This is a genomic window from Pseudomonas sp. S07E 245, from assembly GCF_019599025.1.
Taxonomy (GTDB): domain Bacteria; phylum Pseudomonadota; class Gammaproteobacteria; order Pseudomonadales; family Pseudomonadaceae; genus Aquipseudomonas; species Aquipseudomonas shirazensis.
The window spans coordinates 3,256,205-3,271,459 of sequence record NZ_CP080625.1 but is presented as its reverse complement, the minus strand read 5'-3'; the positions used below and the strand labels follow the sequence as shown (position 1 = coordinate 3,271,459).

Annotated in this window: 17 protein-coding genes and 1 other RNA gene; 11 read left to right on the top strand and 7 right to left on the bottom strand. The window is 61.0% G+C overall.

What is annotated here, in order from left to right:
* Positions 1 to 13 precede the first annotated feature (13 nt).
* Together K3F44_RS15075 and zapE are read left to right on the top strand one after the other, a co-directional pair.
* Complete coding sequence (locus tag K3F44_RS15075; protein WP_101322015.1) at positions 14 to 1,363, top strand: tryptophan--tRNA ligase; 1,350 nt, start codon at positions 14 to 16, stop codon at positions 1,361 to 1,363.
* Between the two features lie 83 nt (positions 1,364 to 1,446).
* A complete protein-coding gene (gene zapE, locus K3F44_RS15070; protein WP_101322014.1) occupies positions 1,447 to 2,541 on the top strand; it encodes a cell division protein ZapE in 1,095 nt (364 codons plus the stop codon).
* A 129-nt stretch (positions 2,542 to 2,670) separates the two neighbouring features.
* Here the strand turns inward: zapE and K3F44_RS15065 are convergent, their stop codons facing one another.
* A complete protein-coding gene (locus tag K3F44_RS15065; RefSeq protein ID WP_178080845.1) occupies positions 2,671 to 3,567 on the bottom strand; it encodes a GlxA family transcriptional regulator in 897 nt (298 codons plus the stop codon).
* A 236-nt stretch (positions 3,568 to 3,803) separates the two neighbouring features.
* Positions 3,804 to 4,844: an NADP(H)-dependent aldo-keto reductase gene (locus K3F44_RS15060; protein WP_220632505.1), complete on the bottom strand. Its 1,041-nt coding sequence runs from the start codon at positions 4,842 to 4,844 to the stop codon at positions 3,804 to 3,806.
* A gap of 261 nt (positions 4,845 to 5,105) precedes the next feature.
* Here K3F44_RS15060 and rplM point away from each other — a divergent pair, with 261 nt between their 5' ends.
* The 7 genes from rplM (at position 5,106) to K3F44_RS15025 (ending at position 9,972) form a co-directional block, all read left to right on the top strand.
* Positions 5,106 to 5,534 (top strand): 50S ribosomal protein L13, encoded by a 429-nt coding sequence (rplM, locus tag K3F44_RS15055; protein ID WP_101322011.1) that lies wholly within the window; start codon positions 5,106 to 5,108, stop codon positions 5,532 to 5,534.
* Between the two features lie 14 nt (positions 5,535 to 5,548).
* Positions 5,549 to 5,941 carry a 30S ribosomal protein S9 gene (rpsI, locus tag K3F44_RS15050; protein WP_101322010.1) on the top strand — a complete coding sequence of 131 codons (393 nt, stop codon included), beginning with the start codon at positions 5,549 to 5,551 and terminating at the stop codon, positions 5,939 to 5,941.
* A gap of 263 nt (positions 5,942 to 6,204) precedes the next feature.
* Positions 6,205 to 6,798, top strand: coding sequence for a ubiquinol-cytochrome c reductase iron-sulfur subunit (gene petA / locus K3F44_RS15045; RefSeq protein WP_101322009.1), 594 nt, complete (start codon positions 6,205 to 6,207; stop codon positions 6,796 to 6,798).
* Positions 6,798 to 8,009 carry a cytochrome bc complex cytochrome b subunit gene (locus tag K3F44_RS15040; RefSeq protein ID WP_101322008.1) on the top strand — a complete coding sequence of 404 codons (1,212 nt, stop codon included), beginning with the start codon at positions 6,798 to 6,800 and terminating at the stop codon, positions 8,007 to 8,009. Before petA ends, K3F44_RS15040 begins: the two co-directional genes overlap by 1 nt.
* Positions 8,009 to 8,788 carry a cytochrome c1 gene (locus tag K3F44_RS15035; RefSeq protein ID WP_220632504.1) on the top strand — a complete coding sequence of 260 codons (780 nt, stop codon included), beginning with the start codon at positions 8,009 to 8,011 and terminating at the stop codon, positions 8,786 to 8,788. Before K3F44_RS15040 ends, K3F44_RS15035 begins: the two co-directional genes overlap by 1 nt.
* Before the next feature lie 118 nt (positions 8,789 to 8,906).
* On the top strand, positions 8,907 to 9,530 hold the full coding sequence (locus K3F44_RS15030; protein ID WP_220632503.1) for a glutathione S-transferase N-terminal domain-containing protein: 624 nt from the start codon (positions 8,907 to 8,909) through the stop codon (positions 9,528 to 9,530).
* Between the two features lie 10 nt (positions 9,531 to 9,540).
* Entirely contained in the window at positions 9,541 to 9,972 is a 432-nt protein-coding gene (locus tag K3F44_RS15025) for a ClpXP protease specificity-enhancing factor (RefSeq protein WP_101322005.1), read from the top strand.
* A gap of 52 nt (positions 9,973 to 10,024) precedes the next feature.
* Here the strand turns inward: K3F44_RS15025 and K3F44_RS15020 are convergent, their stop codons facing one another.
* The 5 genes from K3F44_RS15020 to K3F44_RS15000 form a co-directional block, all read right to left on the bottom strand.
* The gene (locus K3F44_RS15020; RefSeq protein WP_101322004.1) at positions 10,025 to 10,243 is read right to left on the bottom strand and encodes a YgdI/YgdR family lipoprotein; all 219 of its coding nucleotides are present in this window, start codon (positions 10,241 to 10,243) and stop codon (positions 10,025 to 10,027) included.
* Positions 10,244 to 10,304: 61 nt separating this feature from the next.
* Positions 10,305 to 10,883 (bottom strand): BON domain-containing protein, encoded by a 579-nt coding sequence (locus tag K3F44_RS15015; RefSeq protein WP_101322003.1) that lies wholly within the window; start codon positions 10,881 to 10,883, stop codon positions 10,305 to 10,307.
* Positions 10,880 to 11,473: a phosphoheptose isomerase gene (locus K3F44_RS15010; protein ID WP_101322002.1), complete on the bottom strand. Its 594-nt coding sequence runs from the start codon at positions 11,471 to 11,473 to the stop codon at positions 10,880 to 10,882. Before K3F44_RS15010 ends, K3F44_RS15015 begins: the two co-directional genes overlap by 4 nt.
* A gap of 88 nt (positions 11,474 to 11,561) precedes the next feature.
* Complete coding sequence (locus K3F44_RS15005) at positions 11,562 to 11,933, bottom strand: YraN family protein (RefSeq protein WP_181088866.1); 372 nt, start codon at positions 11,931 to 11,933, stop codon at positions 11,562 to 11,564.
* Positions 11,933 to 13,747: a penicillin-binding protein activator gene (locus K3F44_RS15000; protein WP_220632502.1), complete on the bottom strand. Its 1,815-nt coding sequence runs from the start codon at positions 13,745 to 13,747 to the stop codon at positions 11,933 to 11,935. Before K3F44_RS15000 ends, K3F44_RS15005 begins: the two co-directional genes overlap by 1 nt.
* A gap of 187 nt (positions 13,748 to 13,934) precedes the next feature.
* Between K3F44_RS15000 and rsmI the strand changes: the two genes are divergently transcribed.
* Together rsmI and rnpB are read left to right on the top strand one after the other, a co-directional pair.
* Complete coding sequence (gene rsmI, locus K3F44_RS14995) at positions 13,935 to 14,810, top strand: 16S rRNA (cytidine(1402)-2'-O)-methyltransferase (RefSeq protein ID WP_207073199.1); 876 nt, start codon at positions 13,935 to 13,937, stop codon at positions 14,808 to 14,810.
* 67 nt (positions 14,811 to 14,877) lie between these two features.
* Positions 14,878 to 15,237: RNase P RNA component class A (gene rnpB, locus K3F44_RS14990), an RNA gene on the top strand.
* The last annotated feature ends 18 nt before the right edge of the window (positions 15,238 to 15,255 follow it).

The window sequence follows — 15,255 nt, the reverse complement described above, 5'->3', positions numbered from 1 at the left end:
CAAGCGATTACCCATGACTACGCGCATTCTTACCGGTATCACCACCACCGGCACCCCGCACCTGGGCAACTACGCCGGCGCCATTCGCCCGGCCATCCTTGCCAGCCAGCAGCCCGGTGCCGACTCGTTCTACTTCCTGGCCGACTATCACGCGCTGATCAAGTGCGATGACCCGCTGCGCATCCAGCGTTCGCGCCTGGAGATCGCCGCCACCTGGCTGGCGGGCGGGCTCGACCCGGACAAAGTCACCTTCTACCGTCAGTCCGACATCCCCGAGATCCCTGAGCTGACTTGGCTGCTGACCTGCGTTGCCGGCAAGGGCCTGCTCAACCGCGCCCACGCCTACAAGGCGTCGGTAGACAAGAACCTGGAAAACGGCGAAGACCCGGATGCCGGCGTGACCATGGGCCTGTTCAGCTACCCGGTGCTGATGGCGGCGGACATTCTCATGTTCAACGCGCACAAGGTGCCGGTCGGCCGTGACCAGATCCAGCACGTGGAAATGGCCCGTGATATTGGCCAGCGCTTCAATCACCTGTTCGGCCAGGGCAAGGAATTCTTCGCCATGCCCGAGGCGGTGATCGAGGAAAGCGTGGCGACCCTGCCGGGCCTTGATGGGCGCAAGATGTCCAAGAGCTACGACAACACCATCCCGTTGTTCGCCAGCGCCAAGGACATGAAAGACGCCATCTCGCGCATCGTCACCGACTCCCGTGCACCCGGCGAAGCGAAAGACCCGGACAGCTCGCACCTGTTCACCCTGTACCAGGCGTTCGCTACCCCGGCGCAATCGGCAGAGCTACATGAAGCGCTGCTGCAAGGGCTGGGCTGGGGCGAGGCCAAGCAGCGCCTGTTCCAGCTGCTGGACGGCCAACTGGCCGCGCCTCGCGAGCATTACCATCAGCTGATCGCACGTCCTGCCGACCTTGAAGACATCCTTCTGGCCGGCGCGGCCAAGGCGCGCAAGAGCGCGACGCCGTTCCTTGAACAACTGCGCGAAGCGGTCGGCCTGCGCTCGTTCCGCAGCAGTGTCCAGGCCAGCACCGACGTGAAGAAAAAGGCCGCCAAGAGCGCCCGCTTTGTCAGCTTCCGTGATGAAGACGGCAGCTTCCGCTTCCGCCTGCTGGCCGCCGATGGCGAGCAATTGCTGCTGTCGCGCAGCTTCGCCGACGGCAAGAGCGCCGGTGCGGTGAGCAAGCAACTGCAGCAGGGTGGTGAAGCCGATGTGCGCGTCGACGGCCTGAGCTTTGCCCTGTGGCTGAACGGTGAGCAGGTCGCGGAAGGCCCGCAATTTGCCGATGCATCAGCGCGCGACGCTGCCGTGCAAGCCTTGCACGCAGCGCTCCAGCCACAAGCCGACTGAGGCATTTCGCCGCAAGTCTGATTGCCATTATGCGGGCCCGTCGCTACAGTGACGGCCCGCTTTTGTTACCTCGCCAGCGAATTATGACGCCTTTAGAACGATATCAAGCAGATCTCAAACGTCCCGATTTCTTCCATGATGCGGCGCAGGAAACAGCGGTGCGTCATCTGCAGCGTCTGTACGACGACCTGGTCGCGGCGCAGAACAACAAGCCCGGCGTGCTCGGCAAGCTGTTCGGCAAGAAGGACCAGGCCCCGGTCAAGGGCTTGTACTTCTGGGGTGGGGTAGGGCGCGGCAAGACCTATCTGGTCGACACCTTCTATGAGGCGCTGCCGTTCGAACAGAAGATGCGCACGCACTTCCACCGCTTCATGAAGCGCGTGCACGAAGAAATGCGCACGCTCAAGGGCGAGAAGAACCCGCTGACGGTGATCGCCAAGCGCTTCTCCAACGAAGCCCGGGTCATCTGTTTCGATGAGTTCTTCGTCTCTGACATTACCGATGCGATGATCCTCGGCACCTTGATGGAAGAGCTGTTCAAGAACGGCGTATCACTGGTCGCGACCTCCAACATCGTGCCTGACGGCCTGTACAAGGATGGCTTGCAGCGTGCGCGCTTCCTGCCGGCCATCGCCATGATCAAGCAGTACACCGATGTGGTGAACGTCGACAGCGGCGTCGACTATCGTCTGCGTCACCTCGAGCAGGCCGAGCTGTTCCACTTCCCGCTCGATGCCGCTGCGCACGAGAGCCTGCGCCAGAGCTTCAAGGCGCTGACCCCGGAGTGCACGCAGGCGGTCGAGAACGACGTGCTGATGATCGAGAATCGCGAGATTCACGCCCTGCGTACCTGTGACGATGTCGCCTGGTTCGACTTCCGCGCCTTGTGCGACGGGCCGCGCAGCCAGAACGACTACATCGAGCTGGGCAAGATCTTCCATGCCGTGCTGCTGAGCAATGTCGAGCAGATGGGTGTGGCTACCGACGATATCGCCCGGCGCTTCATCAACATGGTCGATGAGTTTTACGACCGTAACGTCAAGCTGATCATTTCAGCTGAGGTTGAGTTGAAGGATCTGTACACCGGCGGGCGGCTGAGCTTCGAGTTCCAGCGTACGCTGAGCCGTTTGCTGGAGATGCAGTCGCACGAGTTTCTGGCGCGAGCGCATAAGCCTTAATTCGGTGTAGTTGGGGCCGCTTTGCGGCCCTTCGCGGGTGAACCCGCTCCCACAGCTCACATGGCGGCGCTGCGAATCCTGTGGGAGCGGGTTCACCCGCGAAGGGCGGCAAGGCGGCCCCCATGCCCCTCAAGCCTCTTGCATGAACTGCTGCCGATACTGGTTCGGCGAAAGCTCGGTATGCTGGCGGAACAGCCGGGCAAAGAAGCTCGCATCGTCGTAGCCCACCTCATAACTGATGGTCTTGATGCTCTTGCGGGTGCTCGACAGTAAACCCTTGGCGGTTTCGATGCGCAGCCGTTGCAGATAGTGCAGGGGCTTGTCGCCGGTAGCCGTCTGGAACCGGCGCATGAAATTGCGAATGCTCATGCCATGGTTGCGGGCGACGTCTTCAAAGCGGAATTTGTCCGCGAAATGCTCTTCAAGCCAGTGCTGAATCTGCAGGATGATCAGGTCCTGATGCAGCTTCTGCCCACCAAAACCCATACGCCCTGGGGTGTAGTTGCGTTGCACTTCATAGAGGATGTCGCGGGCTACCGCGCGGGCGACATTGGCCCCGCAGAAGCGCTCGATCAGGTAGATGTACAGGTCGCAGGCCGAGGTCGCGCCGCCCGCGCAGTACAGGTTGTCGGCATCGGTCAGGTGCTTGTCCTGGTTCAGCCGCACAGCCGGGAAGCGCTCGGCGAAGTCAGTGAAGAAGCGCCAGTAGGTGGTCGCCTCCTTGCCATCGAGCAAGCCCGCTTCGGCCAGCCAGTACACGCCGCTGGCTTCGCCACAGAGCACCGCGCCACGCGCATGCTGCTCGCGTAGCCATGGCAAGACCTGCGGATAACGCTGCTGAAGGTTGTCGAAGTCATCCCAGAACGCCGGCAGGATGATCACATCGGCATCGCCCAGGCCGCCGTCTACCGGCACCTGCACGTTGCTGAAGCTGTCCACCGGTGCAGCGTCGGGGCTGACCAGGCAGATTTCGAACATCGGTTGCAGGCCCAGGCCCATTTGCTTGCCGTAGCGCAGGCTGGCCAGGTGGAAGAAATCCTTGGCCTGCATCAGGGTCGAGGCGAACACATTATCGACGGCCAGAATGCTGACGCGCCGCAATGAAGCGGTGGGTTGGGTAAAGATCATTGTCATTGTTCTTATAGGGTAGAGTGGTCAATCACCGGCTGGATCGTCTTATTTTTTGGCGATTGTGTCTACCCCGTCCCGATCCAGCTGCCAGCGGCAGCGGGCTGACCCGCTGCCGCTTTGTTACGGCTGCATCACGGCGCCGGGTTTGGCTGATCCTGGTGCACCGCTTCGATGGCTGCCAGCAGCTCATCGCTCAAGTTCAGATCGGCGCTGGCGAGGTTGCTTTGCAGTTGTTCAAGGCTGGTCGCACCGATGATATTGCTGGTCACGAACGGCTGGCGGGTGACGAACGCCAGGGCCATCTGGGCCGGGTCCAGGCCATGCTCGCGGGCTATCTGCACGTAACGGCTGCAGGCGGCCACGGTCTGCGGGTTGGAGTAGCGGGCAAAGCGGTTGAACAGCGTCAACCGCGCGCCTTCAGGTCTGGCGCCGTTTTCATACTTGCCGGCAAGCATGCCGAATGCCAGCGGCGAGTAGGCCAGCAGCCCGCATTGCTCGCGGATCGCCACTTCGGCCAGGCCGATCTCGAAGCTGCGGTTGAGCAGGTTGTAGGGGTTCTGGATCGATACTGCCCGCGGCCAACCGCGGCTCTCGGCCAGCTGCAGGAACTTCATCGTGCCCCATGGCGTTTCATTGGACAGGCCAATGTGACGGATCTTGCCGGCACGAACCTGCTCGTCGAGCACCTCAAGGGTTTCTTCCAGTGGCGTGAAGTGGTCCTGCGGCAGGTGCTGATAGCCGAGCTTGCCGAAGAAGTTGGTGCTGCGCTCCGGCCAGTGCAGCTGATACAGGTCGATGTGATCGGTCTGCAGGCGCTCAAGGCTTGCGTCCAGCGCGGCAACGATGTGCTGGCGATTGTGCTTGAGCTGGCCGTCGCGGATGTGGCTGATGCCGTTGCCCGGGCCGGCAACCTTGCTCGCCAGAGTCCACTGGTCGCGATCGCCGTTGGCCTTGAACCAGTTACCGATGATTCGTTCGGTGGCGGCGTAGGTCTCCGGGCGCGGCGGCACCGGGTACATTTCGGCGGTATCGATGAAGTTGATTCCGCCGGCCTTGGCCCGGGCGATCTGGGCGAAAGCCTGGTCCTGATCGTTCTGCTCGCCCCAGGTCATGGTGCCCAGGCACAGGGCGCTGACGTTGAGGTCGGTACGGCCGAGCTTGCGGTATTCCATCTGGAAGCTTCTCTCTGGCGAAAAAGACCATAAAAGCAGGTTGAATTTTTTTCTGCAATCTGGATAATCCTGCCCCTCTCCGTTTTGCGGAAGTGATGCACTGCATTACGAGAGAAACCCGCCGGATATTGGACGTGCCCGACCCGAGCCCCCAATAGCGTCCGTATTCGGCTGCGTGCTTGCTTGTCAAGTTGCGCACTATCCAGTAAGATTCGCCGTCTATTTTTTATTGCTTGGGCGGCCTCTGAGGCTTTAGAGATAATGAAAACTTTTACTGCTAAACCAGAAACAGTTACGCGCGACTGGTTCGTCGTCGACGCCGCTGGTCAGACCCTGGGTCGTCTGGCTACCGAAATCGCTCTTCGTCTGCGTGGCAAGCACAAAGCTGAATACACCCCTCACGTTGACACCGGCGACTACATCGTCGTAATCAACGCCGAGCAGGTACGTGTCACTGGTGCTAAAACTACTGACAAAATGTACTACTCCCACTCCGGCTTCCCAGGTGGCATCAAGGAAATCAGCTTCGACAAGCTGATCGCCAAGGCCCCTGAGCGTATCATCGAGACCGCGGTCAAGGGCATGCTGCCTAAGAACCCGCTGGGTCGCGACATGTACCGCAAGCTGAAAGTGTACGCGGGCGCTGTTCACCCACACACTGCTCAGCAGCCTCAAGAACTGAAGATCTAACGGGATAGTTCATTATGTCGGCGACTCAAAATTACGGCACTGGCCGTCGCAAGACCGCAACCGCTCGCGTTTTCCTGCGTCCAGGTACCGGTAACATCTCCATCAACAACCGTCCTCTGGACACTTTCTTCGGTCGCGAAACCGCTCGCATGGTTGTTCGTCAACCCCTCGAGCTGACCGAGAACGTTGCCAAGTTCGACATCTACGTCACCGTTTCCGGTGGTGGTGTCAGCGGTCAAGCCGGTGCGATCCGTCATGGTATCACCCGCGCTCTGATGGCCTACGACGAAGCCCTGCGCCCTGCTCTGCGTCGCGCTGGCTACGTAACCCGCGATGCTCGTGAAGTCGAGCGTAAGAAAGTGGGTCTGCGTAAAGCACGTAAGCGTCCTCAGTACTCCAAGCGTTAATTTCGCTTCGGCAGTCGAAAGAAGCCCGGTTCCTTGGAACCGGGCTTTTTTTTTGCCTTGAACTAACCTGTCAGCATGTCCGTGGCGAGTCGCCTTATAGACGCAGATCAAGCAAAGCGTGGGTTGTAGACCGGGCCGGAGCTAATCACCTTGTCAGTGTGTGGATTTGTTTCTTACCATGGCGACCAAAATTTAGTGCCACAGACATTCACAAAATACAGGCCTGGTTCAACAGGCCAGAGCAGCTGATGGGAGAGGACTGAATGAGTAATGACGGCGTCAACGCAGGCCGGCGCCGCTTCCTCGTAGCCGCCACGTCCGTGGTGGGTGCAGCGGGGGCTGTGGGGGCTGCGGTACCGTTCGTGGGGTCATGGTTTCCCAGTGCCAAGGCGAAAGCCGCCGGTGCACCGGTGAAGGTCAATATTGCCAAGATTGAACCCGGCCAGCAGATGGTTGCTGAGTGGCGCGGGCAGCCAGTATTCATCGTGCGACGCACAGAAGAGATCCTCGGCAATCTCAAGAAAATCGTCGGCGAGCTCGCTGATCCGGAATCGCAGGCCTCGGTGCAGCCGACTTACGTCGACCCAGAGGTGCGCTCGATCAAGCCGGAAATCCTCCTGCTGGTTGGCCTGTGCACCCACCTGGGCTGCTCGCCGACCTTCCGTCCTGAAGTGGCGCCGGTCGATCTGGGGCCCAAGTGGGTCGGTGGCTATTTCTGCCCCTGCCACGGCTCTCATTACGACCTCGCTGGCCGCGTCTACAAGTCCCAGCCGGCACCTCTCAACCTGCCAGTGCCTCCGCACTCATATGAGACGGACGACATCATCGTCATCGGCGTCGATCAGGAGAACGCATGATGAGCAAGTTCATGGACTGGATCGATGCGCGCTTCCCCGCGACCAAGATGTGGGAAGAGCATCTGAGCAAATACTACGCGCCGAAGAACTTCAACTTCCTGTACTTCTTTGGCTCGCTGGCGTTGCTGGTGCTGGTCAACCAGATTGTTACCGGCGTCTGGCTGACCATGAGTTTCACCCCTTCGGCCGAAGAGGCGTTCGCCTCGGTCGAGTACATCATGCGCGATGTCGAGTACGGCTGGATCCTGCGCTACCTGCACTCCACCGGCGCCTCGGCGTTCTTCATCGTGGTCTACCTGCACATGTTCCGCGGGCTGCTCTACGGCTCTTATCAGAAGCCGCGTGAGCTGGTCTGGCTGTTCGGCATGCTGATCTATCTGGCGCTGATGGCTGAAGCGTTCATGGGCTATCTGCTGCCTTGGGGCCAGATGTCGTATTGGGGGGCGCAGGTAATCATCTCGCTGTTCGGCGCCATCCCGGTGATCGGCGATGACCTGACCCAGTGGATTCGCGGCGACTACCTGATCTCGGGGATTACCCTGAACCGCTTCTTCGCCTTGCATGTGGTGGCCTTGCCGATCGTCATTCTCGGCCTGGTGGTGCTGCATATCCTGGCGCTGCACGAAGTCGGCTCGAACAACCCTGACGGCGTCGACATCAAGAAGCACAAGGACGAAAACGGCATCCCCCTCGACGGTATCCCGTTCCACCCGTACTACACCGTCAAGGATATCGTCGGCGTGGTGGTGTTCCTCTTCGTGTTCTGTTCGGTGGTGTTCTTCTTCCCGGAAATGGGCGGCTACTTCCTCGAAAAACCAAACTTCGAGCAAGCCAACGCCTTCAAGACACCCGAGCACATTGCTCCGGTGTGGTACTTCACACCGTTCTACGCGATCCTGCGCGCGGTGCCCGACAAACTGTTCGGCGTGATCGCCATGGGCGCCGCCATTGCCGTGTTGTTCGTGTTGCCCTGGCTTGACCGCAGCCCGGTACGTTCCATGCGCTACAAGGGCTGGCTGAGCAAGATCTGGCTGCTGGTGTTCTGCGTCAGCTTCGTGATTCTCGGTGTGCTGGGTGTGTTGGCGCCTACGCCGGGGCGGACCCTGCTGTCGCAGGTCTGTACCGTGCTGTATTTCGCCTACTTCCTGCTGATGCCGTTCTACACAAGGCTGGAGAAGACCAAAGCGGTTCCGGAAAGGGTGACTGGCTGATGAAAAAGCTTATTGCAGTACTGTTCCTGGCAGTGATGCCTGCCTTGTCCTTTGCCGCGGAACACGGCCTGGAGCTGGACAAGGTCGATATCGACCTGAGTGACAAAGCCGCCATGCAGGATGGTGCGCGGACCTTTGCCAACTATTGCATGGGCTGCCATAGCGCGAAGTTCCAGCGCTATGAGCGGGTCGCTGATGACCTGGGTATCCCCCATGAGCTGATGCTGGAAAACCTGGTGTTCACCGGTGCCAAGATCGGCGACCACATGCAGATCGGCATGCAGCCGGCTGATGCCAAGACCTGGTTCGGCGCTGCGCCGCCAGACCTGACCCTGGTTGCGCGGGTGCGTGGTAGCGATTGGCTGTACTCGTACCTGCGTAGCTTCTATGAGGACAAGTCGCGGCCATACGGGGTCAACAACAAGGTCTTCCCCAACGTCGGCATGCCTAACGTGCTGGTTGGCCTGCAGGGTAATCAGGTGATTGGCTGCAAGCAGGTGCAGAGCGTCGTCGACGGCAAGAAGCAATTTGACCCGTTGACGGGCAGCCCATTGACCCATGAAGCATGTGATCAGCTGACCATCGAGCCGAAATCCGGTACCCTGACGCCCGAGCAGTTCGACGAGAAGGTCAAGAACCTGGTGACCTTCCTGGCCTATTCGGCCAACCCGGTCAAACTGGAGAGCCAGCGCATCGGTACCTATGTGTTGCTGTACCTGGCTTTCTTCTTCGTGTTCGCCTACTTGCTCAAGCGCGAATACTGGAAGGACGTGCACTGATCACGCAGTAATTTCTGGTTAGTTGAACGCGCCCTGAGGCGCCCCGTGCAACTGCATTGGGCCCCTCAGGGCGCGTTTGCATTTGTGTTTTACAAGCATCCCCACGAGGAGGCGCTGCATGGGCGTAACCAACAGGTTAGCCTGCTATTCCGATCCCGCTGATCATTACTCGCACCGGGTCCGCCTGGTGCTCTCCGAAAAGGGCGTCAGCGTGCAGATCATCGACGTCGATCCTGGGCGTGTGCCACCCAAGCTGGTTGAAGTGAATCCTTACGCCAGTGTGCCAACCCTGGTTGATCGCGATCTGGCGCTGTATGAGTCGACCGTGGTCATGGAATACCTCGATGAGCGCTATCCGCACCCGCCACTGCTGCCGGTGTATCCGGTCGCACGCGGCAACAGCCGCTTGCTGGTGCACCGCATCCAGCGCGACTGGTGCTCGCTGGCCGACGTGCTGCTCGACAAGCGCAGCACCGAGGCTGCGCAGGCAAAGGCGCGCAAGGAACTGCGCGAGAGCCTGACCGGGGTTGCGCCATTGTTTGCCGAGATGGCCTGCTTCATGAGTGATGAGCAAAGCCTGGTCGATTGTTGTCTACTGCCCATACTCTGGCGTTTGCCGGTGATGGGTATCGAACTGCCGCGGCAAGCCAAGCCGCTGCTTGATTATATGGAGCGACAGTTCGCCCGCGAGCCATTCCAGGCGAGCCTGTCTGCTGCTGAACGTGAAATGCGCAAGCTTTAAGGAGCCGTTGATGAACTCCAGTCGCCCCTATCTGGTTAGAGCACTGTACGAGTGGATCGTCGACAACGATTGCACGCCCCATATGCTGGTCAATGCCGAGTTTCCGGCCGTCCAGGTGCCCCAGGGCTTCGCCAGTGATGGTCAGATTGTCCTGAACGTGTCGCCCAGTGCGGTGCGCAGCCTGCACATGGATAACGACGCAGTGAGCTTTGAAGGCCGCTTCGGCGGCGTCGCGCATTCGTTGTTCGTGCCCACTGGTGCGATCCTGGGCATCTACGCCCGCGAGAACGGTCAGGGCATGGTGTTCGAGCTTGAGCCTTCGCTGCTGGATGATGAAGAGCTTGAGGATGAAGTTGACGAGCCGGATAACGACGGCCCGCCCGAAGGTGGTGGCCAGCCGCCGCGTCCTAGCGGACGACCGAGTCTGAAGGTGGTCAAGTAACAAAAAAGGCGATCCGAGAGGATCGCCTTTTTCGTAAGCGTTGGATCAGCAATTACAGGTCGGTAATGGTGCGAACCTGATCCTTGTTGATGCGCGTGCGCTTGCCGTCCAGCTGTTCGAATTCATAAAAGCCAGAAGCGCGATCGAAGTGGGGCTGGTCCAATGCCTGCAGCTCACGGCCATCATTCAGGGTGATGATGCTCGGGCTGGAGCAGCCAGCCAGGGATGCGCAGGCGCCGATCAGCAGCGCGGGCAGCAGAAACTTGGTCATGGAGTATTTCCTGGATCGGGTGAGGAGGGCGGGAGGACGCAGCCCTCCCGCCGGGTGCGACTTAGTCGATGTATTCGAACAGTTTGACGATTTTCTGCACGCCGGAAACGCTTTGCACCACGCTGGTCGCGGCGTTGGCTTCGCCCTGGGTAACCAGGCCGAGCAGGTAGACGATACCGTTTTCGGTGATGACCTTGATGCGCGAGCCAGGCACATTGGCGTCGCCAAGCATCTGCGCCTTGATCTTGGTGGTCAGCCAGGCGTCGTTGTTGCGCGCCAGAATCGAAGACGGCTGCATCACCTGGATTTCGTTATGCACCTTCTTGACCCGTTGCACCTGGCCGGCGGTCTGCTCGGCGAGGCTTTTGAGGTCAGCACGCGGGGTTTGCCCGGCCAGCAGGACAACGCCGTTATAGCTGCTGACAACGATGTGCGAGCCTTTGTCCAGGTCAGGGTTGGCCTTGGCGATGTTGACCGAGACCTTGGTTTCGATCAGTGAATCGTCAATCTTGCTGCCGATGGTGCGGGTGCCGCGATCGTCCTCGATAGGATTGTCGCGGGTAGAGGTCAATACCGAACTGCAGCCGGAGAGGCTCAGGCACAGAGTCAGGGCCATCAGGCCAAAACGCTTGGGGATCATTCTTCACTCCCGAACAGTTGGCTGTCGATCAGATCACACAGGCAGTGGATCGCCAGCAGGTGGACTTCCTGGATGCGCGCAGTCACGTTCGACGGTACGCGAATCTCGACATCTTCGGGCAGCAGCAGCGAGGCCATGCCACCGCCGTCGCGCCCGGTCATTGCTACGACAATCATTTCACGATCATGTGCGGCCTGGATCGCTTGAATCACGTTCGCCGAGTTACCGCTGGTAGAGATCGCCAGCAGCACGTCGCCGGGCTGGCCGAGGGCGCGGATCTGCTTGGAGAACACTTCGTTGTAGCTGTAATCGTTGGCAATCGAGGTGATCGTCGAGCTGTCGGTGGTCAGCGCGATCGCCGGCAAGCTCGGGCGCTCACGCTCGAAACGGTTGAGCAACTCGGACGAGAAATGCTGAGCATCGCCGGCTGAGCCGCCGTTGCCGCAGGCGAGCATCTTGCCCTCATTGAGCATGGCATTGACCATGACCAGGCTGGCCTGCTCGATATGCGGCGCCAACATGTCCATTGCCTGTTGCTTGGTGTCGATGCTGGCCTGAAACAGCCGGCGAATTCGGGATTGCATGTCCATCTGGTGTGACCTTAAGAGGGGCGGTGGCCCGCGCGACGCGCAACAGGGACCAGCCCGCGAAACATAGAGCAAAAAATTCGCAGTGGGTTCAGCATTCGAAGGCGTTTTTCAGCCATTGCAGCGGTTGCCCTGCATGGCCGCTGCCTTGTAGAGCGATGACATCGAAGCGGCAGGGGTGATTGGCCCAGCGGAACTCCTTGTGCAGAAACATGCTGGCGGCCAGCGCCAGGCGTTGCTGCTTGCGCCCATCGATACTGCCGAGGGCGCCGCCGAAGTCTGCGTGCAGCCGATAGCGGACTTCGACGAATACTACTGTATCGGCGTCGAGCATGACCAGATCAAGCTCGCCTCCCTTGCATCGCCAATTGCGCGCCAGCAACTGCAGACCTTGCCCCAAAAGATACTCCAGGGCGTAGTCCTCAGCATCCTGGCCGGCGCGACCAGGCGATGCCGCCTGCATCAGCGCGGCGTGTCCGGCAGGCGTTTGACTTGGCCGCCGGCGAACTCTGCCCATGGCAGTTGACGCTCGATGCGCTGACTCGGGTTCATGCTCAAGCTGCCGGACAGGCCCTGTACGCGGTTGTCAGGCAGTGCCTTCAGTTGGCCCAGACGCGGTGCCAGGCTATACGCATCAACGCCCATCGCATAAAGCCGGCCGAGGCTGCCAGCGGCTTGTGGCCACTGCTGCACGACTTGTTGGCGCAGGCTGTTACTGCTGTCGAGCAGCCACGGCGTTTCGCAGAAGCGGATGCCGGTCATGTCGTTGTACTGGTTGACGTCACCGCTGGCGCTGTACAGGTTGGAGGTGGCGTAGACCGGCACATCCCCTGCGTACTGGAAGTTCAGCGTCGGCTTGATCTGTTGCGCCTGCTGCGGGGTGGCAGCGAGGAAGATGAAGTCGATGTCCTGGCGGCGTGACGGTTGTGCGGCAATGTTGCCACCGACCGTGCTTTGCAGGCTCTTGGCACGGCCTTCACTCTGGCGCAGCTGGAACAGCTCGGCGATTTGCTGGGCGAGGGCGACCGGCTGGGCGATACGCTCGGCAGCCAGCAGGGTGCCGCCGTTGCTTTCCCAGTCCTTGCGGAAGGCGGCCAGCACGCGGTCGCCCCATTCGCCGCTCGGCACCAGCGCAACAGCGCGGACCAGGCCGTCGGCGCGTGCCCGGCGCGACACCTCACGGGCTTCGTCTTCTGCGGCAAGGCCAAACTGGAACAGCTGCGGCGGTGCGCTCTGGCCGGCTTCGGCGTAGTTCAGGGCCAGGGTCGGCAGTGGCAGCTGCGGGTAGGCGGCGAGCTTTTTCACCAGTGGTTTTTCCAGCGGGCCGACTACCAGTTGCACGCCATCGGCCTGAGCCTGGCGGTAGAAATCGTCCAGCGAGCTGATCCGCGAGCTGTCATAGACCTGGATCGCAGGTGCCTGTTGGCCTGCCTGCTGGGCCTGGAAGTGCGCGGCCATGAAGCCATCGCGCAAGGCGCGGGCGACGCCTGCCAGCGAGCCTTCCTGAGGCAGCAGCAGGGCGATCTTGGTCAGGGGCCGGCTGGCCAGTTCCTTGAGTTTGCTCAGCGCGGTCGGCAGTTGCTTGGCTGCGGGGTGCTCTGGATGCTGGTTGCGCCAGGCGTCGATCGCAGCCTGTTGCTGCTCCAGCGTGCCGGCGCTTTTTACCGCCAGGGCCAGGCTGGTCCAGCCGGCCAGGGTGTCGTTGCCAGTCGATTGCAGCTGCTCGGCGGGCAAGGCAGCGACCAGTGCCCAGATCGCGTCGTTGTTGGCGCTGGTCGCCTGGCCGCTGAGCAGAGGCGCCAGTTGCACCCGCTGCTGCGCTGCGGCCAAGGTCTGGCCATCGGCTTCGAGGGCGGCGGCATGCACGCTGTAGGTGCGCACTTGCAGCTCAGCCGGCATCTCGCCCAGACGCTGCAGGCTAGGGTGGGCGAGGGCGGTCAGGGCAGCTTTGGGCTGGTTGCGGCTCATGGCCAGCTCAGCGCTCAAGGTGCTGGCGAACACCTGCTGAGCAGGCTTGAGCGGGTCCAGTGGTACCTGTTCGAGAATCCGCGCTGCGCGTGGATAGTCCTTTTGCTTGTAGGCCAGGTCGGCAGCGCTCAGGCGCAGCAGGGCTGCGTCCTCGGGCGACTTGCTGGTGGCTGCCTGCTCGAGCAGTTGCTCGATACTGGCGTCCGGGGTGCGCGGGAGTTCGCCCAGGCTGGATGAGGGCGAGCTTGCGCAAGCTGCCAGCAAGGCAGCGAGGCAGAGGGCTGTGAGCAGCCGCAGACAAGCGATCATGTAAAAGTCCTGTTACTCGATCTGGTTGGCCGACGATTGTACCCAACCACTGGCCGGGGCGCGATGTCGCTGACGTGCAACCTTCACTATAGGTGGCTTGAAGCGGGCCGCCGGTGAAGATGTTTGCGCCCTGTTACCGGTGCTCGGGCTACAATGGCGCCTTTGATCCGAAAGACAGGTGCGCGCAGTGACAGATGTAGCAGGGGCTTCGAAATCCACCACAGGCACGCTGTACGTGGTGGCCACGCCGATCGGCAACCTCGATGACATGAGTGCCCGCGCGCTCAAGGTGCTGGCGGATGTAGCCTTGATCGCCGCCGAAGACACCCGCCACTCAATCCGCCTGATGCAGCACTTCGGTATCAACACGCCGCTGGCTGCCTGCCATGAGCACAATGAGCGCGACGAGGGCGGGCGTTTTCTGACTCGCTTGCTGGCGGGCGACGATATTGCGCTGGTCTCTGACGCTGGCACGCCGCTGATTTCCGACCCGGGTTATCACCTGGTGCGCCAGGCTCGCGCTGCCGGCGTGAAAGTGGTGCCGGTGCCCGGCGCCTGCGCGCTGATTGCTGCGTTGTCGGCCGCTGGCTTGCCGTCTGACCGGTTTATCTTCGAAGGCTTTCTGCCTGCCAAGACTGCTGGGCGGCGTGCCCGCCTGGAACAGGTCAAGGAAGAGCCGCGCACGCTGATCTTCTATGAGGCCCCGCACCGCATTCTGGAATGCCTCGATGACATGCAGGCGGTGTTCGGTGCGGATCGCCCGGCGCTGCTTGGGCGTGAGCTGACCAAGGCGTTCGAAACACTCAAGGGCCTGCCGCTGGGCGAGTTGCACGCGTTTGTTGCCGCCGACAGTAATCAGCAGCGCGGCGAATGCGTGGTGTTGGTGGGGGGCTGGAGTGCGCCCGAAGACGAGCAGGCGATCAGCACCGAGGCGCAGCGCGTTCTGGACTTGCTGTTGGCTGAATTGCCGCTCAAGCGCGCAGCGGCGCTGGCTGCGGAAATTACCGGGGTGCGCAAGAACCTGCTGTATCAGGCGGCCCTGGAAAAGCAGAAAGCCGATTGAGCATTAGCGACATCCTGTTGCTCTAAAGCTTGTTCTTGAGCGCGCCTGACGTTACCCTTGTCGGCGGAGAGTCGATTGGACAGTCGCTGCCTTCTTTTGTTCCGCAAAAGAGGGGGGAGGAAAGTCCGGGCTCCATAGGGCAGAGTGCCAGGTAACCCCTGGGAGGCGTGAGCCTACGGAAAGTGCCACAGAAAATAACCGCCTAAGCACTTCGGTGCCGGTAAGGGTGAAAAGGTGCGGTAAGAGCGCACCGCGCGACTGGCAACAGTTCGTGGCTAGGTAAACCCCACTCGGAGCAAGACCAAATAGGGTTCCATTAGGCGTGGCCCGCGTCGGAACCGGGTAGGTTGCTAGAGGCGTCCAGTGATGGCCGTCGTAGAGGAATGACTGTCCTCGACAAAACCCGGCTTATAGATCGACTCTCCACCTCTCCCTCCCTGCTGTA

Excerpts from the sequence above, each read along its gene's own strand:
- K3F44_RS15010 (WP_101322002.1), bottom strand. The coding sequence starts at position 11,473 with ATGGACATGCAATCCCGAATTCGCCGGCTGTTTCAGGCCAGCATCGAC.
- K3F44_RS15075 (WP_101322015.1), top strand. The coding sequence starts at position 14 with ATGACTACGCGCATTCTTACCGGTATCACCACCACCGGCACCCCGCAC.
- K3F44_RS15005 (WP_181088866.1), bottom strand. The coding sequence starts at position 11,933 with ATGCAGGCGGCATCGCCTGGTCGCGCCGGCCAGGATGCTGAGGACTAC.
- rpsI (WP_101322010.1), top strand. The coding sequence starts at position 5,549 with ATGTCGGCGACTCAAAATTACGGCACTGGCCGTCGCAAGACCGCAACC.
- K3F44_RS15025 (WP_101322005.1), top strand. The coding sequence starts at position 9,541 with ATGAACTCCAGTCGCCCCTATCTGGTTAGAGCACTGTACGAGTGGATC.
- K3F44_RS15015 (WP_101322003.1), bottom strand. The coding sequence starts at position 10,883 with ATGATCCCCAAGCGTTTTGGCCTGATGGCCCTGACTCTGTGCCTGAGC.
- petA (WP_101322009.1), top strand. The coding sequence starts at position 6,205 with ATGAGTAATGACGGCGTCAACGCAGGCCGGCGCCGCTTCCTCGTAGCC.
- K3F44_RS15000 (WP_220632502.1), bottom strand. The coding sequence starts at position 13,747 with ATGATCGCTTGTCTGCGGCTGCTCACAGCCCTCTGCCTCGCTGCCTTG.
- K3F44_RS15030 (WP_220632503.1), top strand. The coding sequence starts at position 8,907 with ATGGGCGTAACCAACAGGTTAGCCTGCTATTCCGATCCCGCTGATCAT.
- K3F44_RS15040 (WP_101322008.1), top strand. The coding sequence starts at position 6,798 with ATGAGCAAGTTCATGGACTGGATCGATGCGCGCTTCCCCGCGACCAAG.
- zapE (WP_101322014.1), top strand. The coding sequence starts at position 1,447 with ATGACGCCTTTAGAACGATATCAAGCAGATCTCAAACGTCCCGATTTC.
- K3F44_RS15060 (WP_220632505.1), bottom strand. The coding sequence starts at position 4,844 with ATGGAATACCGCAAGCTCGGCCGTACCGACCTCAACGTCAGCGCCCTG.
- K3F44_RS15035 (WP_220632504.1), top strand. The coding sequence starts at position 8,009 with ATGAAAAAGCTTATTGCAGTACTGTTCCTGGCAGTGATGCCTGCCTTG.
- K3F44_RS15020 (WP_101322004.1), bottom strand. The coding sequence starts at position 10,243 with ATGACCAAGTTTCTGCTGCCCGCGCTGCTGATCGGCGCCTGCGCATCC.
- rplM (WP_101322011.1), top strand. The coding sequence starts at position 5,106 with ATGAAAACTTTTACTGCTAAACCAGAAACAGTTACGCGCGACTGGTTC.